18 protein-coding genes are annotated in these 24,105 nt (G+C 69.5%); 3 read left to right on the top strand and 15 right to left on the bottom strand.

The genetic code is table 11. The features are described from left to right. Window positions 1-4: 4 nt before the first annotated feature. From WA967_RS08695 to WA967_RS08665, 7 genes are all read right to left on the bottom strand, one after another. Window positions 5-1,141, bottom strand: a complete 1,137-nt coding sequence (locus WA967_RS08695) for a phosphoribosylaminoimidazolecarboxamide formyltransferase (RefSeq protein ID WP_424421288.1) — start codon at window positions 1,139-1,141, stop codon at window positions 5-7. Between the two features lie 212 nt (window positions 1,142-1,353). Then, a complete protein-coding gene (locus WA967_RS08690; RefSeq protein ID WP_424421286.1) occupies window positions 1,354-2,298 on the bottom strand; it encodes a siderophore-interacting protein in 945 nt (314 codons plus the stop codon). Further along, the gene (locus tag WA967_RS08685) at window positions 2,288-3,088 is read right to left on the bottom strand and encodes an ABC transporter ATP-binding protein (protein ID WP_424421284.1); all 801 of its coding nucleotides are present in this window, start codon (window positions 3,086-3,088) and stop codon (window positions 2,288-2,290) included. The genes WA967_RS08690 and WA967_RS08685 overlap by 11 nt, the downstream gene beginning before the upstream one ends. Next, window positions 3,085-4,152, bottom strand: a complete 1,068-nt coding sequence (locus tag WA967_RS08680) for a FecCD family ABC transporter permease (RefSeq protein ID WP_424421281.1) — start codon at window positions 4,150-4,152, stop codon at window positions 3,085-3,087. The genes WA967_RS08685 and WA967_RS08680 overlap by 4 nt, the downstream gene beginning before the upstream one ends. Further along, on the bottom strand, window positions 4,149-5,189 hold the full coding sequence (locus tag WA967_RS08675) for a FecCD family ABC transporter permease (RefSeq protein ID WP_424421279.1): 1,041 nt from the start codon (window positions 5,187-5,189) through the stop codon (window positions 4,149-4,151). The genes WA967_RS08680 and WA967_RS08675 overlap by 4 nt, the downstream gene beginning before the upstream one ends. Beyond that, window positions 5,186-6,208: an iron-siderophore ABC transporter substrate-binding protein gene (locus tag WA967_RS08670; RefSeq protein WP_424421276.1), complete on the bottom strand. Its 1,023-nt coding sequence runs from the start codon at window positions 6,206-6,208 to the stop codon at window positions 5,186-5,188. The genes WA967_RS08675 and WA967_RS08670 overlap by 4 nt, the downstream gene beginning before the upstream one ends. 133 nt (window positions 6,209-6,341) lie before the next feature. Then, entirely contained in the window at window positions 6,342-7,415 is a 1,074-nt protein-coding gene (locus WA967_RS08665) for a DUF998 domain-containing protein (protein ID WP_424421274.1), read from the bottom strand. A gap of 40 nt (window positions 7,416-7,455) precedes the next feature. On the opposite strand from WA967_RS08665, the gene deoD reads away from it, so the two are divergent. Continuing rightward, a complete protein-coding gene (gene deoD, locus WA967_RS08660; RefSeq protein ID WP_424421271.1) occupies window positions 7,456-8,166 on the top strand; it encodes a purine-nucleoside phosphorylase in 711 nt (236 codons plus the stop codon). Window positions 8,167-8,190: 24 nt separating this feature from the next. Here deoD and WA967_RS08655 read toward each other — a convergent pair whose 3' ends face one another. The 6 genes from WA967_RS08655 to WA967_RS08630 all read right to left on the bottom strand — a co-directional run bounded on the left by WA967_RS08655 (window position 8,191) and on the right by WA967_RS08630 (window position 18,411). Continuing rightward, the gene (locus WA967_RS08655; RefSeq protein ID WP_424421269.1) at window positions 8,191-9,813 is read right to left on the bottom strand and encodes a SulP family inorganic anion transporter; all 1,623 of its coding nucleotides are present in this window, start codon (window positions 9,811-9,813) and stop codon (window positions 8,191-8,193) included. Next, a complete protein-coding gene (locus WA967_RS08650) occupies window positions 9,810-10,172 on the bottom strand; it encodes an ArsR/SmtB family transcription factor (protein WP_424421266.1) in 363 nt (120 codons plus the stop codon). Before WA967_RS08650 ends, WA967_RS08655 begins: the two co-directional genes overlap by 4 nt. A gap of 128 nt (window positions 10,173-10,300) precedes the next feature. Then, window positions 10,301-11,365 carry a Dyp-type peroxidase gene (locus WA967_RS08645; protein WP_424421264.1) on the bottom strand — a complete coding sequence of 355 codons (1,065 nt, stop codon included), beginning with the start codon at window positions 11,363-11,365 and terminating at the stop codon, window positions 10,301-10,303. A 46-nt stretch (window positions 11,366-11,411) separates the two neighbouring features. Then, the gene (locus WA967_RS08640) at window positions 11,412-12,068 is read right to left on the bottom strand and encodes a hypothetical protein (RefSeq protein ID WP_424421261.1); all 657 of its coding nucleotides are present in this window, start codon (window positions 12,066-12,068) and stop codon (window positions 11,412-11,414) included. Continuing rightward, entirely contained in the window at window positions 12,065-13,342 is a 1,278-nt protein-coding gene (locus WA967_RS08635) for a NosD domain-containing protein (protein ID WP_424421258.1), read from the bottom strand. Before WA967_RS08635 ends, WA967_RS08640 begins: the two co-directional genes overlap by 4 nt. Continuing rightward, a complete protein-coding gene (locus WA967_RS08630; RefSeq protein ID WP_424421255.1) occupies window positions 13,339-18,411 on the bottom strand; it encodes an SdrD B-like domain-containing protein in 5,073 nt (1,690 codons plus the stop codon). The genes WA967_RS08635 and WA967_RS08630 overlap by 4 nt, the downstream gene beginning before the upstream one ends. Before the next feature lie 213 nt (window positions 18,412-18,624). Here WA967_RS08630 and WA967_RS08625 point away from each other — a divergent pair, with 213 nt between their 5' ends. Then, entirely contained in the window at window positions 18,625-21,180 is a 2,556-nt protein-coding gene (locus WA967_RS08625) for a DEAD/DEAH box helicase (RefSeq protein WP_424421253.1), read from the top strand. 122 nt (window positions 21,181-21,302) lie between these two features. Here WA967_RS08625 and WA967_RS08620 read toward each other — a convergent pair whose 3' ends face one another. After that, window positions 21,303-21,959 carry an FMN-dependent NADH-azoreductase gene (locus tag WA967_RS08620; protein WP_424421249.1) on the bottom strand — a complete coding sequence of 219 codons (657 nt, stop codon included), beginning with the start codon at window positions 21,957-21,959 and terminating at the stop codon, window positions 21,303-21,305. A gap of 77 nt (window positions 21,960-22,036) precedes the next feature. Here WA967_RS08620 and WA967_RS08615 point away from each other — a divergent pair, with 77 nt between their 5' ends. After that, window positions 22,037-22,375, top strand: a complete 339-nt coding sequence (locus WA967_RS08615) for a winged helix-turn-helix transcriptional regulator (protein ID WP_424421247.1) — start codon at window positions 22,037-22,039, stop codon at window positions 22,373-22,375. A 183-nt stretch (window positions 22,376-22,558) separates the two neighbouring features. Here WA967_RS08615 and WA967_RS08610 read toward each other — a convergent pair whose 3' ends face one another. Next, entirely contained in the window at window positions 22,559-24,058 is a 1,500-nt protein-coding gene (locus WA967_RS08610) for an SDR family NAD(P)-dependent oxidoreductase (RefSeq protein ID WP_424421244.1), read from the bottom strand. Window positions 24,059-24,105 lie beyond the last annotated feature (47 nt).

Here is a 24,105-nt window from a genome sequence, read left to right as displayed (position 1 = left end):
GCGCTCAGTGGTGGAAGAGGCGCAGGCCCGTCTCGACGCGCGTGATGCCGTGCTCGGATGCTGCCGCCGCGACCTCATCGGAACGGGTCGATCCCCCGGGCTCGACGATCGTGGACACCCCGAACTCGGCGGCGTGATCGACGTTGTCGCGGAACGGCAGGAAGCCGTCGGAGACCAGCGTCACGTCGTCCAGCTTCGCCGCCCACTCCTCGCGCCAGATCTGGTCGGCGTAGCGCGCGGCCGCCTTGTCGCCGAAGAGCCCGGCGAACTCGACCTGCTGCGAGCGGGTCATCTCCGCACCCGCGAAGCGGATCTGCCAGTTCAGTCGGTCCTGCCGCCGCATTCCATCCGGCGTCGGCAGCTCGCGGACGAACGGATGCCGGCGCAGCCACCACACGCGCGCCTTGGCGCCGGCGAGCCGCACGCAGTCCACCCGGTTCTGCTGCCCCGCGCCGATGCCGACGGCTGCACCATCGCGCACCAGCACGACGGAGTTCGACTGCGTGTACCGGGCTGTGGCCATGCCCAGCAGGGCGTCACGGCGGTGCGCGTCGTCGAGGGCGCCCGCGGGGAGCGCGGCGGCCAGATCCGCAGCATCCCGATCCTGCTCGATGACCGCGCCGAGCACCTCACGGCGCTCACGGACGGGCGGCCGCCAGTCGGAGCCCGCCTCGAAGATCAAGAACCTGCCGCCCTTCTTGGTCCGCAGCACGTCGACCGCACCCTGCTCGTACCCCGGGGCGATGACGGCATCGCAGATCACCGTGCGCAGGAAGTCGGCGGTGGAGGCATCCAGCGGGCGCGAGAGTGCCACCACGTCGCCGAACGACGACTTCGGATCGGCGTCGCGGGCACGCACGTACGCGGAGATCAGGCTGTCGGTGGCGACCCCGGGCGTGCGCCAGGTCTCCGCCGCCACATCGTCGACCGCCCCGGCCAGTGCGGCGCCGGCCGGAGACACATGCTTGAAGGATGCGGCGGCGGGCAGGCCGCCGGCCTCATCGGCCTCGCGCACCAGCGCGTAGGCGTTCAGCGCGTCGAGGTAGTTGATCAGCGAGGGCTCGCCGCCGAGGATGGCGGGGCCTCCGATGACGGTGGCGGACTGGTGCGGATTCATCCCGTAGCGCACGGGCACTCCCATCTGTGATGGGCACCCAGGCGGTCGATGCCGTTGCGTTGCTCCCCGCCGGTCACCCGGCCACGCCAGTCGCAGCTTCTAGGATACGCGGCGGTGCTCATCCGCATCCGCACGACCGATCTGGATCGAGAACGCACCCCGCGACGACCTGCAGCATGCATATTCGATCCGGCCCGCCCGCGGACCTGCACAGCCCGCCCACGCCAGCCGCGGTGTCAGCCGCGCATGGCGACGCCACGCCGCCAGTAGCCCATGAACGCCACCTGCGCGCGATCGATGCCCATGCCCTTCACGAGGTGCCTGCGCAGCGTGGTGACCACGCCGCTCTCGCCGGCGATCCAGAAGTAGCGGTCGTCGTGGGATCCCTCGGATGCCAGCTCCTCGCCGAGTCCGGAGTACACCGGTGTCTCCCACACCAGATCCTCGCCCTCGGCATCCTGCACGACGATCTCCCCGCCCGACGAACCAGAGCCCAGGTGATCGAGCACCGTGGGGATCAGGCGCAGGCCGTGCGCGGCATCGCCGCGCGGCAGCCAGTGCACGTCCACGCCCGCAGGCGCATCGATCGACAGCACATCCACAGCCGACGGCACCTCGATGAAGGCGACCCCGCGCAACGACCGTGGGGCGTCTTCGAGGATGCGCGCGATGGCCGGCGCCGCCGTCTCGTCGCCGACCAGGCAGACGCGGGATGCCGTGCCCGGCGCGTACTCGATGCCGCCGCGCTCGGGACGGCCGCGGCGCGGTCCCACCAGCAGCACGGCATCCCCCGGCTCGGCGCGACTGGCCCACAGCGAGGCGGGACCGGTGAGCCCCGGCGCCAGGTGCAGCACGAAGTCCACCACGACCTCGGTACCCGCGGCATCCGCCTTCAGCTCCCGGATCGAGTAGGTGCGCATCGAACCGCGCTCGGACTCGGGGAACGCCAGGTAGGCGCTCCACCAGTCGTCGGCGCCCCGATCGATCGCGGGCAGCACGCCGGATGCCGGCGGGAAGACGATCTTGATGCGGGTGTCGAACACGTCACCGGGCGTGCCGAACTCATCGAGCTCGACCCCGCCGAAGGTGACGCGCACGAAGCTCGGCGAGATCTGCTGCACGCGGCGCACCTCGGCGAGCGCGAGCACGAACGGGGACTTCTCAAGGGTGTCAGCGGACATGGTGCCTTCCCATCGGTGTGACCATCGGCTTGCCGGTGGCGGGGTCGTCGGTGACCAGGCTCCTCAGCCCGAACACCTCCTGCACCAGCTCGCTGGTGAGGATCTGATCGGGGGCGCCGGCGGCGTGCACGCGGCCGTCCCTGATGGCGACCAGCTCATGCGCGTACCGCGCGGCAAGGTTCAGGTCGTGCAGCACCATCACGATGGTCGTGCCGCGCTCCAGGCTCAGATCGGTGATCAGATCGAGCACCTCCACCTGGTGCGCCACGTCGAGGAACGTTGTCGGCTCGTCCAGCAGCAGGATGTCGGTCTCCTGCGCGAGGGCCATGGCGATCCAGACGCGCTGCCGCTGCCCGCCGGACAGCTCGTCGACGGCACGGTCCGCAAGATCGGTGATGCCAGTAGCATCCAGCGCGTCAGCCACGACCTCGTAGTCGCGGGCGCTCCAGCGCGCGAGCGCCTTCTGGTGCGGATGCCTGCCCCTGCCCACCAGGTCGGCCACGGCGATGCCCTCCGGCGCGATCGGCGACTGCGGCAGCAGCCCCAGCACGCGCGCCACCGCGCGGGTGGGCAGGGTGTGGATGGACCGGCCGTCCAGCACCACCTCGCCGGCGTTCGGGCGCAGCAGTCTCGCCAGGGCCCGCAGCAGCGTGGATTTGCCGCAGCCGTTGGCGCCGACCAGACAGGTGATCCGGCCAGGCGCGATGGCCAGATCGAGGCCGTCGACGACGGTGCGCTCCCCGTAGCCGAGGGTGACGCCCGATGCCTCGAGCTGGTGGCTGACGGTCACAGTGACGCTCCCTGGCGGTTGATGCGGATGAGCAGGTAGATGAGGTACGGCGCGCCCAGCACGCCGGTGATGACGCCCACCGGGTAGCGCGCGCCGAACGCGAACTGGCCGATCAGGTCGCCGGCCAGCACCAGCACGGCGCCCACCAGCGCGCTCGGCACCAGCAGGTTCGCGCCGGGGCCGGTGACGCGCGCGGCGATGGGGCCTGCCATGAAGGCGACGAACGCGATGGGGCCGGTGGCCGCCGTCGCGAACGCCAGCAGCGCCACGGCGCCGACGATGAACAGCATCCGCACACCGCCCACCCGCACGCCGAGCGCAGCAGCCGAGTCGTCGCCGAGGCGCAGCATGCTCAGCGCGCGGGACTGCACGAGCGGCACCGGCAGCACCACCACCATGGCGATCGCGACGGGCCCGACACGATCCCAGGAGGCATTGTTGAGACTGCCCGTCAGCCACTGCATGGCCGTCTGGATGTCCCACTGCGCGGCGCGGGAGAGCACGTACGACACCACGCTCTGCAGCATCGCTGCCACGCCGATGCCGATCAGGATCAGCCGGGTGCCGGCGAACCCGCCGCGGTTGGCGAGCAGGTAGATGGCCAGGGCCGTCACCAGCGCACCGCCCAGCGCCAGGATGCCGATGATCGGCCCGTCGGCGGCCAGCACCACGATGCCGATGACGGCCGCGGCGCTCGCGCCCTCGGAGATGCCGATGATGTCGGGGGATGCCAGCGGGTTGCGCAGCATGGTCTGGAAGGTGACGCCCGCGATGCCGAACGCGCCTCCGGCCAGCACGGCCAGCACGGTGCGGGGCAGACGCAGCTCGCCGACGGTGAAGGAGGCACCCGGCACCTGCCCGCCCAGGATCACCTGCATCACCTCAGCGGGGCCGTAGAACGTGTTGCCGACCATGAGAGCCGTGCAGGCCAGCGCGAGCACCATCACGCCCAGCACGATGCCGGCCGTGGCGTGACGGCGGCGGCGACGGCGACGTCCGGCGATGATGACGGCAGCGCTCGGCGAGAGACGGGGGCGCTGAGCCTGTCGAAGCGTCGCGCTCACAGTTCCCGCACCTTCTGCCGGCGCACGATCCAGATGAAGAACGGCGCGCCGATCACCGCGGTGACGATGCCGACCTGCAGCTCCTCCTCGGCCGCCACCACCCGGCCCACCACATCGGCGGCCACCAGCAGCACGGCACCGGCCATGGCCGACAGCGGCAGCAGCCACCGATGGTCTGTGCCCACCAGCATCCGGCACAGATGCGGGATGACGAGCCCGACGAAGCCGATCGGGCCGGCGATGGCGGTGGCTGCGCCGGCCAGCAGCACGGCGCCCAGCGCCGAGACCAGCCGGGTGCGGAACACGCTCTCGCCCAGTCCCGCGGCCAGCTCGTCTCCGAGGGCGAGGGAGTTCATGCCGCGCGCACATGCCAGGCAGATCAGTGCGCCCACGGCCAGCACCGGGACCAGCACGCCGATCTTGGCCCAGTCCGCGCCGCCGACGCCACCGACCTGCCAGGACTGCCACGCCTGCAGCAGCTCCACGCGGGGGAGCATGATCGCGCTGATCAGCGAGGCGAACGCGGCGGACGTCGCGGCGCCCGCGAGCGTGAGCTTGAGCGGAGTGGCGCCGCCGCGGCCCAGCGACCCGACGGCGTAGACGAACACCGCGGCGACCGCGGCGCCGACGATGGCCACGGCGATCTGCCCCCACGCGCTGCTGAGGCCGAAGAACGCCAGTCCGATGACGACCGCCAGCGCAGCGCCGCCGGTCACGCCGAGGATGCCCGGGTCTGCGATCGGGTTGCGGGTGACGGCCTGCATGGCGGCGCCCGACATCGCCAATGCGGCGCCGACGAGGATCGCCAGAACCGTGCGCGGTACGCGCTTGAGGACCGCGGCCTGCGCGATCGTCGCATCGTGCCCGGTGAGGCCGGCGACGATGTCGTCGGGGCTGACCGCACGCATCCCGAACGACACCGAGACGACGGAGAGCGCGACCAGTGCCGCGCATCCCGCCAGCAGCCACAGCGCGCGCACCGGGATCGGATGCCGCACGGTGGCGGCATCCGACCCGATCGATGCGGCGACGGTCACTTCTCGAGCGGCGCGGCCAGCAGGGCGAAGTAGGTGTCGAGGCCCCACGGGATCGACAGCGGCGACGGGTTCGCAGAGGCTGCCAGCGGAGTGGCATCGGGCAGGATCGCGACGTGGCCCGCGGCGATGGCGGGGATCTTCGACAGCAGCGGGTCGGCCTGCAGCGCCGCCAGCGTGGTGTCGTCGCCGTAGGTGACGAACAGGTCGACGTCGCTGAGCTCATCGGCCTTCTCGGCGCTGACCGTGAGGTAGAAGTCCTTGCTGTCGGCGTGCTTCTGCACGATCGCCGGCATCGGCAGGCCGGCCTGCTTCAGGAACCCGGGACGCGTGTCGGCGGCCGTGTAGTAGCCGATCTGGCTGAGGTCGCTGGGGTCGAGGTAGGCGAACAGCACCTTCTTGTCTTTCAGGATGCTGTGCGCGTCGAGCGCCGCCTCGGTCTGCGCATGCAGATCGGCGATGAGCTTCTTCCCCTCGGCGGCCTTTCCGATCGCCTCGGAGTCCATGGTGATCATGTCGTCGACCGAGGTGCCCCATGCGGTCTTCGGATATGCGACCACCGGGGCGATCTTCGAGAGGGTCTCGTACTCCTCCTTCGTCAGTCCGGAGTATGCGGCGAGGATCACATCGGGGTGCGTGTCGGCGACGGCCTCGTAGTCGATGCCGTCGGTCTCGTCGAACAGCACCGGGGTCTTCGCGCCCAGCTCCTTCAGCTTGTCCTCGACCCACGGCAGCACGCCGTTGCCGTTGTCGTCGCCCCAGGTCGCCTTGCTCATGCCGACCGGCACGACGCCCAGCGCCAGCGGCACCTCGTGGTTGGCCCACGCGATCGTGGCGACCCGCTCGGGCTGCTTCTGGATGGTGGTCTCGCCGTACACGTGCGTGATCGTGACGGGGAAGGCGGAGTCGGATGCCGAACTGGCCGGGCCCTGCGAGTCGGCGGTCGCCGCGGGCGAGCAGGCGGCGAGTCCGAGGGCGAGAGCGGCCGCCGCAGTCGCGGCGAGAAGGCGGGAGAGGCGCACAGCAGTGCCTTTCGTGAAGGTCAGGGGATCAGGCTTAGGTAAGCCTTACTTAACCTAACACGCACTCGCCCGCACTCCGCAAGTGCGGCTCCGCAAATGCCGCTCCGCAAGTGCGGCTCCGCAATGAGGACGCTCAGCCGGCCCGGAGCGGCGAACGACGGGCGGACGGCCGCGACTCCTCGGGCGCCAGGATGCACAGCAGCCGGGTGAGCGTGGACAACCACAGCAGCACCAGGCCCACGACCACGGCCTCCAGCCCCGCGACGGGCAGCACGTGCGCGACGAACGCCAGGATCACGGCGACGACGACCAGCACCACGAGCGCGACGGTCAGCGCACGCAGCATCCGCAGCTCCCCCATCAGCAGCGTCGTCATGACGACTCCGGCGAGGATCAGAACCAGCGCGGCGAACGCGGCGATGGCGTGCGGCAGCGGCGCCTCGTTCAGCGGCAGCATGCCCACGGCCGCGAGTGCGAGCCCGGCCACCGCCCAGGCGGTCACGACGGCCGCGATGCCCCGCAGCGCCGCATCCCCCAGCATCCGGTGCAGGTCGCGGCCGAGGTACGAGCCGGTCGTCGCGACGAGGAGTCCGGCGATGACCACCGTGCCATTGAACGCCCAGCCGTGCGTGCCGATTCCGAGATCCGAGAAGCTGCGGCTCCACCAGGCGGGATCGGATGCCGTCAGCATGGCGAACAGCGTGCCGATGATCAGGAACGCGAACATCAGCGACGCGATGTCGCGGGTGGTCAGGCGGATGCCGGTGCGGAATGCGAACCGCCCGCCGAGAGCGGACGCGACGCCGGCGAACACCCCTCCGCCGATCGCCGAGACCCGAACCCCCTGGAGGCCTGTGGCCAGCACTTCACCGGCCAGCAGCACGCCCAGCCCCGTCACCCCGGCGAGCGCTGCGCCCACGGCGACACCGCTGACGTTCGACACCAGCGCCTGCCAGTCCGGCATGAGCGCCGTCTCGCCGGATCTGTGCATCCGTCCGCTCACCACGAACGCACCCGCGGCGATGACACCCGCCACCAGCGCCACCGGGATCAGCACGCCACCGGAGACCAGCACCGCGCCGACTCCGTCGAACGGCCGCACCGCACCCCACAGCACGGCGGCCCCGGCGAGCGCGCCCAGGGCGAAGCACACGGCGGTCGCCCACAGCATCCGCTCCTGCTCGCGCAGCATCCGCTCGACGTTCATCCCCTCATGCAACCACCACCCGGCGACATACGCTGGGAGCATGAGCACGCACATCGCCGCCGCGCCAGGCGAGATCGCCCCCATCGTCCTGTTCCCCGGAGACCCGCTGCGGGCCAAGTGGATCGCCGAGAACTTCCTCGAGGGCGCGAACCTGTACAGCGAGGTGCGCGGGATGCTGGGCTTCACCGGCTCCTGGAACGGGCACCGCGTCTCGGTGCAGGGCTCGGGCATGGGGCAGCCGTCGATGTCGATCTACGCCAACGAGCTGTTCGACTCGTACGAGGTGCAGACCATCGTGCGCGTCGGCTCCTGCGGAGGGCTCACCGAGAAGGTCGCGATGCGCGACATCATCATCGCCAACGGCGCCTGCACCGACTCGGGGATCAACCGGCAGCGCTTCCATGGGCTGGACTACGCCCCGGTGGCCGACTTCTCCCTGCTGCGGGCGGCCGTCGAGGCGTCGGAGGCGCTTCCGCTCGCGAACACGGTGCACGTCGGCCTGCTGTACTCCAGCGACCAGTTCTACTCGACCCGCCCCGAGCTCACCGAGCCGCTGGTCGCGCACGGCGTGCTGGGTGTCGAGATGGAGACCAGCGGGCTGTACACGCTGGCCGCGTACTACGGGCGGCGGGCGCTGGCGGTGTGCACAGTGTCGGATCACCTGGTCACGCACGAGGAGACGACCGCGCAGGAGCGCGAGCAGACCTTCGGCGACATGATCGAGATCGCGCTGCGCGCGGCGGTCTCCTGAGCGGCGCGCGCCTCGGGATCCAGGTCAGGCTGCGGCGCGGATGATGTGACTCCGGGCGTGCGCCGCGGCTTCGCCGAGGTCGTCGAAGAGATGGTTCTGGTGGCGCAGCGAGCGCAGCACCCCGACGTGCTCGGCGAGCTTCAGGTGCCTCGGCTGGATGCCCTTCACCAGCACTGTGATCCCGCGACGCTCCAACGACACGATCATGTCGGTGATCACCTGGGCGCCTGTGGCGTCGAGGATCTGCAGCTGCGACATCCGGATGATGACCACCTCGACCTCGCGCAGGGTGATCACGCGCTCCATCATGCGTTCGGCCGCCCCGAAGAACAGCGCACCATCGAGGCGGAACAGCGCGATCCGCTCGTCGCCGGACCGCGCGGCGCCCGGCAGCTCCTCGCGGTGCACGCCGCTGGTCTTCGCCAGCTGCCGCAGGGCGAAGAACCCGGCGGCGAGCAGCCCGATCAGCACGGCGTAGATCAGGTCGACGCTGACGGTCACGGCCGCGGTGATCACGAACACGACGGCATCCGCCCGCGTGGAGCCCATCACCGCGCGCACCGTGGAGGGCGCGATCATGCGACAGGAGGTGACCATCAGCACGCCCGCGAGTGCGGCCAGTGGTATGCGCGAGACGACGGACGCCCCGACCAGCACCACGGCGAGCAGCAGCAGGCCGTGCACGACGGCCGCCAGCCGGGTGCGGGCACCGGCGCGGATGCTGACCGCCGTGCGGGCGATGGCGCCGGTGGCGGGCATCCCTCCGAACAGTCCGGCGGCGATGGACGCCAGCCCCTGGCCGACCAGCTCGCGGTCGGCGTCATAGGGGCCGGTGTCGGAGATGCTGGCGGCGACGCGAGCGGCCAGCAGCGATTCGATCGCCGCCAGGGCGGCGACAGCCAGCGCCGGGCCGAGCAGCCCGAGGGCCGCACGCGGCTCGACGAGCGGCAGCGTCGGCGCCGGCAGTCCTGTCGGCAGCTCGCCGATTACGTCGACCGGCAGCCCGAGGAGGGCGGCCAGGAGCCCGGCGACCACGATCGCCAGCAGGGATCCGGGGAACTTCGGAGCGAGCGTGAGCGAGACCAGCATGATCGCCACCACGACCGCGACGAGCAGTAGCGACCAGCCCAGCTTCGGCCAGGATGCCGTCATCAGCGACTGCACAGCCGAGATCGCGGCATTGGTGCTCTCCCCCGGCTTCGTGCCGGTGGCGGTCGGCACCTGCTGCAGGAAGATGATGACCGCGATGCCGAGCGTGAATCCCTCGATCACCGGCCAGGGGATGTAGCTGATCGTTCGTCCGAGGCGCAGCACGCCGGCCAACAGCACCAGCGCTCCGGCGAGCAGGCAGATCAGTGCCAGGGCGGTGGTGCCCTGGGACGCCATGATGGGCGCGAGCACCACGACCATCGCCCCCGTGGGACCGGAGACCTGCACGTTCGAGCCGCCGAAGACGGCCGCGACGACGCCCGCGATGATCGCGGTGACCAGGCCGCTCTCCGCACCGGCACCCGAACTGACGCCGAACGCGAGGGCCAGGGGAAGCGCGACGATGCCGACGGTGACGCCGGCGAGCAGATCGCCGCGCCAGGTGCGCGACACGGCCGCGTAGTCGGTGCGGGACGGCAGCAGGGAGCGGGGATTCATGTGCGCTCGGGAATGACCGGCATCCCGCTCTGCTCGATCAGCTGCTGCTGCGTGGTCTGCAGGATCTCGCCCAGCAGGGCGCGCGCGACGCGCAGCAGATCGGCCACCTCGGGATAGGCGAGCCGGTAGAACACCAGACTGCCGCGACGCTCGGAGATCACGAGTCGATTCCGCCGCAGCACTGCCAGGTGCTGCGAGACGTGCGAAGCCTCCAGATCGATCTGCGCGAGCAGTTCGGAGACCGAGGACTCCGGCACGGCCGAGAGCACCTCGAGGATGCGGATGCGGATGGGATGCGCGAGGCCTTTGAACAGCCCGGCCTTCACCTCGTACAGCGGACGGTTCGGGTCGCTGAACATGGCGCTCTCCTTGCGGATCAATGGGATGACGATTTCATCATATGATCATATTCTGACAGTTTCCCGTCCGGAGCCTTCTCGGCCCGATCGCAGGACATCGCGTCACCGATGCGTCAGCGATGCGCGGATCAGAGGTCGCCGGGAACGAAGAAGCAGCCGGATGCGTCGGTGCGAGTGTGCGAGATGAATGCATCCTTCTCGTCCAGACGACGCTGGGTGAGCACGAACGTCGTCGGATCGGAGAGGAACGCGATGAACAGCAGCCCCACGGCCGCCTCGCCGTCGATGCTGTAGCTGCGGCGCAGCATCAGCCCACGGCCGACGTTGGCAGGGTGCGCCCGGCGGGCGTGCGCGTCGAGCGGGGTCAGCATCTCGCCGTCGGGCTTCTTCGCGAACAGGTCGATCTGCGCCCGGGTCCCTCCCCCCGACAGCGGGGCGCCGGTGTCGCGGTGACGTCCGAAAGCGCGCTCCTGCGCGCTCACATCCAGTCGCCCGAAATCCGGCGAGATCCACATCCGGCGCAGCACCCAGTGCGTGTCGCGCGAGGACGCATCCGTCCAGACGCCGGCCGCGAGCTCCTCGGCGGTGCGGGGATTGATGATGCCGTCGATGAATCCCGCGGAGGTGCGCGCCGTGCCGTACGACGTCGGGGCGTCGCGCACGCCCAGCTGCTGCCAGAGCACCGTGCCGCCGAGCAGCTCGCGCGCGGCATCTGCGGCCTGGCGCACGCCGGCGACGGTTTCGGCGCACACCTGCACGGCGAGATCACCGCCGGTCACGACGCCGTCGGCGTCGTTCGCGAAGGAGGGCAGATCGGATGCCGCGGCCGCGCGCTCCGGCCACAGCACCTTCGCGTGGCGCGGGGCGAACCCGACCGTGACCGTCAGCTCACCGGCATCCGCCGGCAGCTTCGGCAGTCGCGCGAGCATCGACCGCACCCGCGCGAGAAGTCGGGGGGAATCGACGGCGGTGAAGGTCAGCACCTCGATGAGCGCGTGATGCTGCGGCACCTCGGGCGCAGTGATGCCGGGGCGACGGTCCGCCGTCGGCAACGCCGCAGACGCCGGCGTCTGCTCGGCTCTCGCAGGTTCGGCTCCGGGCGTCAGCGCGCCGCGCAGCGCCCAGCCGGCCATACCCGTGACAGCCGCGCCACCGGCCGCCAGGAACAGACCGCGGCGCGTGGGTCGGCCCATCGCGGTCCCCTCATCCCGCGTGACCCGCCCCTGTGCGTCGTCACGTTCAGTCACCATGCGCCCCGAACGCCTGGTCCACGGCCGGGATGCGTGCGGCGGGCTTCGCGCCGGTCGGCCGGATGACCAGGGCGTCGTCATCTCCGGCATCCAGCCGTCTGAGCGCGCCGTGCTCATCGACCCACAGCCTGGTGCGCGCCTTCTGTCCGTCGACACTCGGCGAGCGGAACACCTGCAGCTCCACCCCGTCGTCGTCGGCCTGACCGAGATAGCGGGCGTCCGACTGCCGCAGCAGCGTGGAGTTCTCGGGCCGGTCGGCACCCATGCCGAAGACGACGGCCATGATGGGCGACGGACTGCTCTCCTGCTGCCAGACACCGTCCTTCTCGACCAGGCACACCTTCGGGTTGAACGCCAGGTGCTCGGTGACCGCGATGCCCTCGGGCCCGCGCTTCACCTCACCCCAGGCGATGCCGTCGTCGAAGTCGACAGTGAGCGTCGCGGAGACGTGATCCACGGAGTCCGTCTTGCCCGCCGTCAGCGCGACGACGGCGTCTCCGCCCGCAGCAAGCCGGAACCTGACCTGAGCGAGCGTGTCAGCCTGCTCGATGGTCAACGGCTGACCGGAATCCGACAGGCCCGCGCTGCAGCCGGAGAGCAGCAGCGCGGTGCACACGGCCAGAACGGCAGCACGCCATCGCCTCACGAGACCGCCTTCGCGAGCAGGTCCGCAGCAGGAGGGACGATGCCGTCCAGCGCCGGCAGCTCGATCGTCTTCGGCAGAGTGCGCGGAGCCGTGTCCGTCTTCGACAGCCCCGGACGCTCCGGTGGCAGCGCCACCTTGGAGAACGCCAGCCCCTTCGGGGCAGCCGGCTGCGCGAAGGGCACCCCGATCGCGTTGCAGCCGCTGAGACCCGCAGGCGATGTGAGCGCCGTAGCCGGCAGCACGAAGCAGTTGTCCGTCCCGGGAGCGGTGGCGGATGCGGCGAACGCGACGTCCAGCGCATTGCCCGACCACGCGTTGTCGGACACCCGTGTGCCCGTGGGCGCGAAGTCGTCCGCGGACACGATCCAGACGCCCACCGACGTGTTGCCGCTGATCGTGTTGGCCCGCACCTCGGCATCCACTGTTCCGCCGAGCCCGATGCCGACGCCGAACGCACCTGTCGCCTGCGCGGGTGTGGCGGGCTCGTCGTTGTCCGAGATCACGTTGCCGACGACGCGCACCGCGGTGCTCGGCCCGTGCGCCTCGAGGTAGTTGCTGAGCACGCTGACCCCGATGCGGTTGCCGACGATGCGATTGCCGGTGACCACCACATGCGAGGCGTTGGCCAGCTCGAGGCCCGAGGCGTTGAGCGTGATGACGTTGTCCTGCACGACGGCATTGCACTCTGCGCACTGGCCGACGTAGATCCCGGAGTCCGAACCGCCGCTGGCGAGGTTGTCGCGGATGACGCCGTCGGTGCGGTTGAACGCGTAGATGCCGTACAGGCCGTTGTTGTTCGCAGTGACGTCCTGCACCAGGTAGCCGGGCACGGGCGGCGGCACGTCGGATGGCAGGTAGCCGTCCGGACCGCGCGCGACCCCCGCGCCGTTCTTGTCGGTGGCGCCCGTGATCAGCACGCCGTTCTGCAGGTGATTGCGCACCGTGAGGTTCTCGACCGTGATGCGCTCGCCCGTCGCCACCACGCCGTTGCTGCGCGTGAGCTCGCCGTCGATGATGACCTTGTTGCGGTCCTCACCGCGCACGGTCACGTCATCGGCGCGGACATCCAGCGACTCGGTGTACGTGCCGGGGGCGATCAGGATGATGCCGCCGTCGGCCACCATGGCCCCGGCCTTCGACAGCGTGGCGTCGGCCGGCACGTGCACGACCTTCTGCGTGGGCTGCTCGGAGGGCCCCGGACCGCAGCCGGTCGCGGAGAGCAGGCCGAGGGCCACCGCGACGATCGCGGTGGCCCTCAGCAGCGCATTGCTCACGAGAACAGGTTACCGGCGGTATCCGTGTTCCCCTCGGCGGATGCCGTGCGGCGACGGCGGACGAGCACCAGCCCGGCGCCGATCATCAGCAGCAGCATGGCCACGCCGCCCAGAGCCCACGGCATGGCGCCACCGGTGATCGCCAACGGCACGGGCTCCGGAGCGTAACCGGCATCCAGCGTCGGCAGATCGGCCTTGCCGGGATCCGCGGAGTTCGACCCCGTAGCCGGCGTCGTGAACGTGATGCGGCCCGTGCTCGGGTTCGCATCGGAGTCCCGCGCGTCGTCGCCGCCACGGTTCGCCGAGGTCAGCGGAACGGTCTTGCCCTTCACCATCACGCTCTTCGGGAACTCGACCGTGTACTGCGTGGACGGCTTCAGATCCGTGAACGCGTAGTACCCGTGCTCATCGGTCTTCGTCGTGGCGACCAGCGTGCCGTCCTCGTCGTACAGCTTCACGGTGACATCCCCGAGAGGCGTCTCACCGGAATCCTGCACGCCGTCACGGTCGGCGTCGAACCACACGTAGTCGCCCACCGAGACCAGGATCGGCGTGTACCCGGCATCGATCGTCGGATCATCCGCCTCGCCCGGAACCGCGGAGTTGTTTCCGTCGGCAGGGGTGGTGATCGGTGCGCGTCCGGTGGCGACAGCCGGGTTGGAGTCGGCTGCCGTGTCACCGCCCGCCCGGGGCGTGGTGAGCTGCTGCGGCACACCATCGTCCGTGACCGTCGTCGGGAATTCGACGATGTAGTCCGTCGAGTTGGGCAGGTCCGTGAAGACGTAGTAGCCGTCCGCGTCGGTCGTGGTCGTCGCGACCACGGTACCGTCGGGGTTCAGCAGCTTCACCGTCGCACCGGGAACCGGCTTCTCACCGGCGTCCTGCATGCCGTCGCCGTCCTGATCGAGCCACACGTAGTCGCCGACCGAGACCAGCACCGGCACATAGCCGGCATCGACGTTCGGCACGTCGGTCTGGCCAGGCTCGGACGAGTTCGTGCCATTCGCCGGCGTCGTCACCGTCGTGCGGCCGGTGTCGACCGCCGGGTTCGAATCGGTCGCGCCGTCACCCTGTCCGGGAGTCGTCAGCTCATGGTTGACGCCGTCGACGGTGACCGTCGTCGGGAACTCCACCACGTATTGCGTGTTCGGAGTCAGATCCGTGAACGCGTAGTAGCCGTCCGCGTCGGTGGTCGTGGTCGCGACCACGGTGCCGTCGGGGTTCAGCAGCGTCACCGTCGCATCGGGAACCGGCTTCTCACCGGCATCCTGCACGCCGTCGCGATCCGCATCGATCCAGACATAGTCGCCGATGGAGACCGGCGGCACGATGTAGCCCGCGTCGATGGTCGGGTCATCGGCCTGGCCGGGCTGCGCCGAGTTCGACCCGCTCGCCGGCGTGGTGACCGCCGCGCGGCCCGTCTCCGGGATGGGGTTCGAGTCCACGGAGCGGTCGTCGCCGGCGGCGCGCTGGGTCAGCGGCATCACCGTGCCATCGATGGTCACCGTCGTCGGGAACTCCACCACGTAGGGAGTCGAGTTGGGCAGGTCGGTGAAGACGTAGTACCCGTTCGCGTCGGTCGTGGTCGTCGCGGCCACGGTGCCGTCGGGGTTCAGCAGCGTCACCGTGGCACCGGGCACCGGCTTCTCGCCCGCATCCTGAATGCCATCGCCGTCGGCGTCGACCCACACGTAGTCGCCGACCGAGACCAGATCCACCACGTAGCCCGCATCGATCGTCGGATCGTCTGCCTGGCCGGGCTCGGCCGAGTTGCTGCCGTTCAGCGGCGTGGTCACAGACGCGCGGCCGGTGTCCACTGCAGGGTTGGAGTCCGTCGTGGCATCGCCCTGCGTCGGCGTGGTCAACGAATAGTTCACGCCGTCCACGACGACCGCATTCGGGAACTCCACGATGTAGTCCGTCCCCGGAGCGAGATCGGTGAACGCGTAGTAGCCGTCCGCGTCGGTGGTCGTGGTCGCGACCTCTGTGCCACCGGGTGTGAGCAGCCTCACCGTCGCACCCGGAACCGGCTTCTCGCCGGCATCCTGAACGCCGTCACGGTCCGCATCGATCCAGACGTAGTCGCCGATCGAGACCGGCGGCACGATGTAGCCCGCGTCGATGGTGGGATCGTCCGCCTCACCGGGTTCGGTGGAGTTCACACCCGTGGCGGGAGTGGTCACCGGCGCACGACCCGTGGCCACCGCGGGGTTCGAGTCCGCGCCGCGGTCGCCGCCTGCACCAGGCGTCGTGAGCGTCACATTCGTGCCGTTCACGTTCACGGATGTCGGGAACTCGACGATGTAGTCCGTCAGCGCGGGAAGGCTGCCGAACGCGTAGTAGCCGTTCGCGTCGGTCGTGGTCGTGTCGAGCACCGTTCCGTCGGGCGCCAGCAGATTGACCGTCGCTCCGGGCACCGGGGGCTCTCCGGCATCCTGGATGCCATCGCCGTCCTGATCGATCCACACGTAGTCGCCGATCGAGACCAGCGGCACGTAGCCCGCGTCGATGGTGGGGTCGTCGGCATCGCCCGGCGTGCTCAGGTTGCTCCCCGACGCCGGAGTGGTCACCGGCGCCCTGCCGGTGTCCGTGGCCGGGTTGGAATCGGTTGCGGTGTCTCCGCGCGTCGGCCCGGTCAGGCCGTACGTGCGCCCGTTGACCGTCACCGTGGTCGGGAAGACCACCGTGTAGTCACTGCTGGCTCGCAGATCGGTGAACGAGTAGTACCCGTCGGCGTCGGTGGTCGTGGTAGCGACCGTCGCGCCTGTGCTGTCGAGCAGCGTCACAGTCGCACCGGGCACCGGAGCCTCACCGGCATCCTGCTGGCCGTCGTTGTCCGCATCGATCCAGACGTAGTCGCCGATGGAGACCGGCTTGGGCGCGAAGCCGAAGTCGATCGAGTGGTCGTTGACGTTGGCCGCCGGAGATGTGATGTTCGCGACCACCGTCGGCGTTCCGCCCACATCGGCCGTGGCACCGTTGCTGTCGATTCCGCGGTCCCCGCCCGCTGCGGTGAGCGTGGGATCGGTGCCCGCCAGGGGACCGCCGGCGGCAAAGTCGGCCGGGCGATCCAAGCGGATCTGGTAGTCCGTGGCCGGCTGCAGCCCATCGGAGGTCGAGAAGTAGTACTCGCCGTTCTCGTCGGTCTCGGTCGTTGCGACCAGGGTGCCCGCCGTGTCGTACAGCGACACCTGCACGCCCGCGGCGATCGGCTCGTCCGGATCCTGGATGCCGTCCTTGTCGGTGTCCAGCCAGATGCGGTTGCCGATCTGCTGGGTGGCGTTCAGAACCAGCGCCTCCATGTCGGCGAGGCCCTGCGCCTTCTGGAAGTCATTGGTGACCAGGACGTCGGTGGATCCAGTGGAGCCGGCGGCCCTATCACCCGTGGCCGGGTTGAACGCGCGCAGTCCGTTGGACCACAGCTCGGTGGCATCCATCTGGTTGATCACCAGCCGGTCGGTGCCCGGGACGGCGACCATTCCGCCGAAGGCCGCCTCGTTGTGGAATCCGCCGAAGTCATCGAAGTCACCGCTGCGGTTCAGCGTGGTTCGGCAGTTGAAGTCCAGCGTCGAGCCCGAGGCGCATACGCCGACGATGTCACCAGTGGCGATGTAGTTCGCGTACGCACTGTCGCCATCGGTCTGCTGACCGTAGTACAGCATCGAGCTGTACTGGTCGCCGCCACGGTCGCGGAAGGCGAGGATCATCCCGCCTGGCTGGGTGAACTCGATGTCGGAGAGCATGGGCTGCGGCACCGAGAACTGTCCGGAAAGGCCCTGCCCGGCAGGATCCGGCGGCGACGTAATGATGGAGCCATCGATGCAGGCCTGTGGAACATCATCGCCCCACGGCCGCCAGTCCACCGGCTGGCAGACGGCGCTCACGGGGATGTTGCCGGACGCGACGCCGCTGTGCCCCGGTGCGGTCGTCGGGTCGCCGGAGAGAACCGTACCCGTCGGGGCGAGAATGCCCTGCGCGGAGATCGTGTACTCGATCACCGTGGCCTCGGACGTCGCACCACAGGTGGCGCCGATGTAGATCTTGCCGTCGTTCTGTCCGATGGCCATGGGCGCCCAGTCCTCATCCGCGGCGCAGTTCACCGCGGGAATGGCCAGCGTCTGCGTCGGAGCCGGGTCCACCGCACCCTGCACGGGATAGACCACCACCGAGTCGGTGTGCATGTTGACGGCCAGCAGGAACTTGGAGTCCTCGGTGACCTCGACGTCGCCTAGAGACTCGCGGCCGACGGCCGTGCGGAACGAGTAGTCCTGCAGCTGTTGGCCAGCCAAGTTGGTTTCGGTCATGTCGTGCGCTGTGGTGCCGGCATCCGCAACCGTGGCGTAGACCTCGGTCGCGCCGGTGAACGGGTCGACTCGGTAGATCGCGCCGGGACCGCCTGGACCATACGTCGAGCCGCGCTTGGCGTACGCTCCGGCGTAGATCTTCTGCGCCTTCTGATCCAGTCCGATGCCGTAGACCGATCCCGTGGTGACGCGCTGCGTGACGGCGGCCGGCGGCTTGTTGAGCCGATACGGCACCGAGTAGATCTCCTTATTCTCTGTAGCACCGGGCCAGATGCTGTCCGGCTGCAGGGCCGAGTAGATCGTGGCGTTCGACGCCCCCAGGGTACTGCGGTCGACGTACCCGACGGAGAGTGTCGCATCTGCGCCGGCGGACACGTCGACGAAGGACGTCGTCGGCGCGAACTGCGGCTCGGCATGCCCGTCGAGGATCGTCGCCTCGGAGTAGACACCCGCGTTGGGGTTGACCACATCGACGCGGTACTTGCTGCCCACGAGCGTGTTGCCCGCGTCAGTCGCCGCGAGCACGACCTGACCGCCGGCGTTCGTCGAGCGCGTGATGGTGTGACCCGACGCATCTGAGATACGCACGGTCACGCCGTTGATCGGCGCATCCGCGGCATCGCGGGTGCTCGACACGTTGACGTCTTTGACCACGGAGACCGTGATCGTCCCGTCGCCGGTGTCCGCCGAGGCGGGTGGAATGAATACGAACGACATCGCCGCGACAGTCGCGAACGCGGCTGTGCACGCAGTGAGCTTCTTCAAAGCGTCTCCTGTGACCCCCCTCGCCTCACCCCTCCGATGAGGCCTCGTCGGCTGGGTGGACCGACACGCTCATATTGGCCCTATGCATATCCTGAGCGCAAGCCGACATTCCGACGTGAGTCTCCTGTGCACATCGCGTGCAGCTTCGAAGGGTTGGCGTGTTCGACCTCCACGGGTCGACGCTTCGAGCCGAGGTGGAAGGATCGAGACATCATGCTTCTCGATCCCGCTCCCGTCCGCGACGCCGATGCGGATGCCGTGTACACGGCGTTCGTCGAGTGGGCGGAGTCCACGGGCATCAGCCTGTACCCTGCGCAGGACGAGGCGGTCATCGAGATCGTCTCCGGCCAGAACCTGATCCTGTCCACGCCGACCGGCACGGGAAAGTCGTTGGTGGCCGTCGGGGCGCACTTCGCCGCGCTGGCCTCCGGTCGCCGCACGTACTACACGGCACCCATCAAGGCCCTGGTGAGCGAGAAGTTCTTCAGCCTGGTCGACATCTTCGGCGCGGCGAATGTGGGCATGGTCACCGGAGATTCATCGGTCAACGCGGATGCCCCCATCGTGTGCTGCACGGCCGAGATCCTCGCCAACCTCGCACTGCGGGAAGGGTCGGGTGCCGACGTCGGCCAGGTCGTGATGGACGAGTTCCACTTCTACGGCGACCCCGACCGGGGCTGGGCCTGGCAGGTGCCGCTGCTCACGCTGCCGCAGACGCAGTTCGTCCTGATGTCCGCGACGCTCGGAGACGTCACGTCACTGGCATCCGATCTGACGCACCGCACCGCGCGCGAGACGGCGGTCGTGACCGGAGTGGAACGACCCGTGCCGCTGCACTTCTTCTACGAGACGACGCCCATCCACGAGACCATCGAGGATCTGCTGCACACGGATCGCGCACCGGTGTACATCGTGCATTTCTCGCAGGCCGCGGCCATGGAGCGCGCGCAGGCGCTCGCCAGCGCGAAGGTCTCCACCCGCGAGCAGCGCGATGCGATCGCGGAGCTGATCGGCGGGTTCCGTTTCACGACCGCGTTCGGGCGGACGCTCTCGCGGCTGCTGCGGATGGGCATCGGCGTGCACCACGCGGGCATGCTTCCGAAGTACCGCCGGCTGGTGGAGCAGCTCGCACAGCGCGGCATGCTGCGGGTGATCTGCGGCACCGACACCCTCGGCGTCGGCATCAACGTGCCCATCCGGACGGTGCTGCTGACGGCGCTGACGAAGTTCGACGGGCAGCGGATGCGGCAGCTGAACGCCCGCGAGTTCCACCAGATCGCGGGGCGGGCCGGCCGCGCCGGCTACGACACCACGGGGACCGTGGTCGCGCAGGCGCCGGAGCACGAGACCGAGAACCTCGCGGCGATCCGCAAGGCCGGCGACGACCCGAAGAAGAAGCGCAAGATCATCCGCAAGAAGGCGCCGGAGGGATTCGTGTCGTGGGGCGAGCCGTCGTTCCGCAAGCTCATCGACTCGGAGCCCGAGACGCTCACCTCGCACATGCAGATCACCAGCGCCATGATGCTGAACGTCATCGCCCGCGGCGGCGACGCGTTCGCGAATATGCGTGCACTGGTATATGACAACCATGAGCCTCGGGACAGGCAGCGGATGCTGGCGCTGCGTGCGCTCGGGATCTACCGGACGCTGCGCGAATCCGGGGTCGTGGAGACGTTCGACGACGACCCTTCGACAGGCTCAGCGCCGCAGGGGAATGGGTCCCGGGACGATGGTTCCCTGAGCCTGTCGAAGGGCATCCGCCTGACCGTCGACCTGCAGCCGAATTTCGCGCTGAACCAGCCGCTGTCCCCCTTCGCCCTGGCGGCGTTCGAGCTGCTCGACCCCGAGTCGCCCAGCTTCGCGCTGGACATGATCTCGATCGTGGAGTCGACGCTGGACGACCCGCGCGCGATCCTCTCGCAGCAGGAGTTCGTCGCCCGCGGCGAGGCGGTGGCGGCGATGAAGGCAGAGGGCATCGAGTACGACGAGCGCATGGAGCTGCTCGAGCAGATCACCTGGCCCAAGCCACTGGAGGAGCTCCTGTCGGCTGCGTTCAGCACGTTCAGCGCTGCGCAGCCGTGGATCCGTGACTTCGAACTGCATCCGAAGTCCGTCGTGCGCGACATGTACGAACGAGCCATGTCGTTCGGGGAATATGTTGCGTTCTACAAGACCGCCCGCTCAGAGGGCGTGGTGCTGCGGTACCTCTCGGATGCCTATCGCGCGGCGTCGCAGACCATCCCCGAGCATCTGAAGACCGAGGAGCTGCATGACCTCATCGAGTGGCTGGGCGAACTGGTGCGCCAAGTCGATTCGAGCCTGCTGGATGAGTGGTCGGAATTGATCAGCGGCTCGGACACCGGCTCGCTGACGAAGGGTGACGAGCCCGTCGTGCCTCCCGCGCCGAAGCGCCTGACCGGCAACACCCGTGCGTTCCGCGTGCTGGTGCGCAACGAGCTGTTCCGCCGAGTGCAGCTGGCGGCCCGTGAGGACGTGGAGTCGCTGGCATCCCTCGACCCCGGCTTCACCGGCTGGGACGCGGCGCTGGATGCGTACTACGCCGAGCACGACGAGATCCTCACCGGCGCGGATGCTCGCAGCTCGGCGCTGCTGATCATCGAGGAGGGCGCAGCGGAGTGGACCGTCCGCCAGATCCTCGATGACCCCGCCGCCGACCACGACTGGGGCATCTCAGCCACGGTTGACCTGACAGCCTCCGACGAGGAGGGTGCCGCTGTCATTCGCGTGACGGGTGTGGACCGCCTGTAGGGCCGGATCACCGGCATCCGTCCTCGTTTCAGATCGGGGGCCGACACGCCACATCGCGGACGATTACCGCGATTCCGTCCGGCATCCGGCGTGTCGGCCCCCGAAGCGCAAGCGCAGTCGGATCAGGCCGCACGCTTCTGCCGCGTCGCGGCGAGCTCCCGTCCGTACGTGCGCGCCGACTCCTCGGCCTGCTGCTTCAGCTCGTTGGCGACCTCGGTGAACGCATCCAGCGCGGGATTGACGCCCACCAGCGTGAACGGCCGCTGCACGATCCGCAGGTCCAGACCCCAGACGTCCTCCAGCACGCGGCGCAACCACCCCGTGGAGTGGTCCCAGCCCTCCTTCGGCGTCCCGGGCGAGTAGTTGCCGCCGAGCACGGTGACCAGCGTCGCCGGCTTGCCGCGAAGGGCCGTCCCCTGCGGGTCGATGCGCGGCTCGGTGTACGCGAGATCGAACCAGGTCTTGAAGTGCTGGGAGACGCCGTAGTTGTAGAGCGGGACGGCGAACAGCAGCGCATCCGCCTGGAGCATCTCGTCGGCGAACGTGCTCGCCAGCGCCTGCGCCCGCCTCTGCTCGTCGGAGCGGTCCTCTGGCGAGACGAACTTCGCGGTGACGGCCGCCGCCCACGTCGTCGCCGGAACGGGGTCGACCGAGAGGTCGCGTCGGGTCACCGTCGAGTCCGGGTGGGAACTCGTCCACTCGGCTTCGACGAGATCGGCGAGCGAGTGGCTGGCAGACGTCGCAGGGAGGATGCTGGCATCCAGACGGAACAGAGACATGAAACACCTTTCGTTTTCCGCTGTCGCTTTGTTTTTCGTAGCGGCAAGCGTTAACGTAGCACCGGTATGATGGTGCCATGGCGGATGCCGACCAAGAGATCCAGTTGTGTGACGCCGCCGTCACGCTGGCCTTCAGCGTGCTCGGAAAGCGCTGGAACGGGATGATCGTGTCGTCCCTGGGCGCGGGTCCGGCGAGTTTCGTGTCTTTGCGCCGCGCAGTGAGCGGCATCAGCGACACCGTGCTCTCCGACCGCCTCACCGAGCTGGCCCAGACCGGGCTCGTCTCGCGCTCCGTCGATGCCGGTCCCCCGATCGCGGTGTCCTACTCACTGACCGGCAGCGGACGGAGACTTCTCCCGATCCTCGGCCAGCTCGGGGAGTGGGCGTCGGCCAACCTCGAGCTGCCCGCGCACTGACGAGCTCCGTCGAGCCCGCCTTACCGGCCGGCCCACGATCACGCTGATCGGTCGGCCTGCAGCATCCCGCGCAACATCGGCACAGTTCGGGGGCCGACACGCCACTCTGCAGGATGGATCACCGCAAAGCATCCACCGAACTGGCGTGTCGGCCCCCAGACTGTGCACGTGCGACGCGGATGCTCACCACGGGCTCGGCTTGTAGTCCTTCAGGAACACGCCGTGCAGGTCGACGCCCGCCTCGCCCTGCACGATCGGGTCGTACACGCGGGCGGCGCCGTCGACCAGGTCGAGCGGGGCGTGGAAGCCCTCCTCGGCCAGGCGCACCTTCGTGTAGTGCGGGCGCTCGTCGGTGATCCATCCGGTGTCGACGGCGGTCATCAGGATGCCGTCGGTCTCGAGCATCTCGCCGGCGCTGGTGCGGGTGAGCATGTTCAGCGCGGCCTTGGCCATGTTGGTGTGCGGGTGCCCAGGGCCCTTGTACCTGCGACCGAACTGTCCCTCCATGGCGGACACGTTCACGATGTACTTGCGCCGCGCGCCGGATGCCGCCATCGCGGGCCGCAGCCGGCTGATCAGCAGGAACGGCGCCGTGGTGTTGCACAGCTGCACCTCGAGCATCTCCAGAGGGTCGACCTGGTCGACCGACTGCACCCAGCTGTTCACGCGCTTGACGTCGGGCACCAGGCCACCCGCGTCGATGGCGGTGCCGTCGGCGTGCTTCGCCAGCGACGACGAACCCGCCGCCATCGACAGCCGGGTCAGCTCGTCGGCAGTCAGCGCCTGCCCGCCGCGCTCCGCCACGGTGCCGGCGAGCGCCGCGACAGAGAGCAGCGGGTTGGCGTGCACCGACGCCTGCAGCGCCTCGGGGTGGGGGTCGGCGGTGTGACCGAAGGTCTCCACCTCGGGCAGCGGGCCATCCGGAAGCGGCTGCAGCTCGGCATCCGTCAGCAGGGAATACGCGCCCGGCGAGCGCCGCACGGTCTGCGCGGCGTTGTTGATGAGGATGTCCAGCGGGCCCTGCGCGGCGACGGAGTCGGCCAGTGCGATCACCTGCGCCGGGTCGCGCAGATCGATGCCGACCACCCGCAGTCGGTGCAGCCACTCGCCCGAGTCCGGCAGCGACGAGAAGCGCCGCACGGCATCCCGCGGGAAGCGGGTGGTGATGGTCAGGTGCGCGCCGTCGCGCAGCAGGCGCAGGGCGATGTGCATGCCGATCTTGGCACGCCCGCCGGTGAGCAGCGCGCGCCTGCCGACGAGGTCGGCGTGGGCGTCGCGCTTGGCGTGGCTGAACCTCGCGCACTCCGGGCAGAGCTGGTGGTAGAAGGCGTCGACGAGCGTGTAGGGCTTCTTGCAGATGTAGCAGTTGCGCGGCTTGAGCAGCTCCCCGGCGATGGGTGCGTCGACGACGCTCGTGGCCAGGTCGATCCCGCGAGTCTCGTCGTCGATGCGGTCGGGGGCGCCGGTGGCCGTGCGCGCGACGACGGCCTTGTCGGCCTCGGCCACGGCATCCCGGATCTCCTTGCGGCGTGCGCGCTTGACGGCCTTGAACATGTTCGAGGTGGCGCGTCGGACGGCGAGGTAGTCCGGATGCTGCTGATCCACCCGATCGAGTTCGGCGAGCACCCGGATGGTGGTGGCGAGATCGTCGGGGTCGATGCCGGATGCCGGGAGCTCGCTCATTGGGCCGATTCTACCGGCCAGACCTGGGCGTTCCGGAGTGGGACTGA

Origin of the sequence: Microbacterium sp. (assembly GCF_049650565.1) — a bacterium.
In the GTDB taxonomy this organism is placed as follows: domain Bacteria; phylum Actinomycetota; class Actinomycetes; order Actinomycetales; family Microbacteriaceae; genus Microbacterium.
This window is presented reverse-complemented; position numbering and strand designations above follow the sequence as displayed.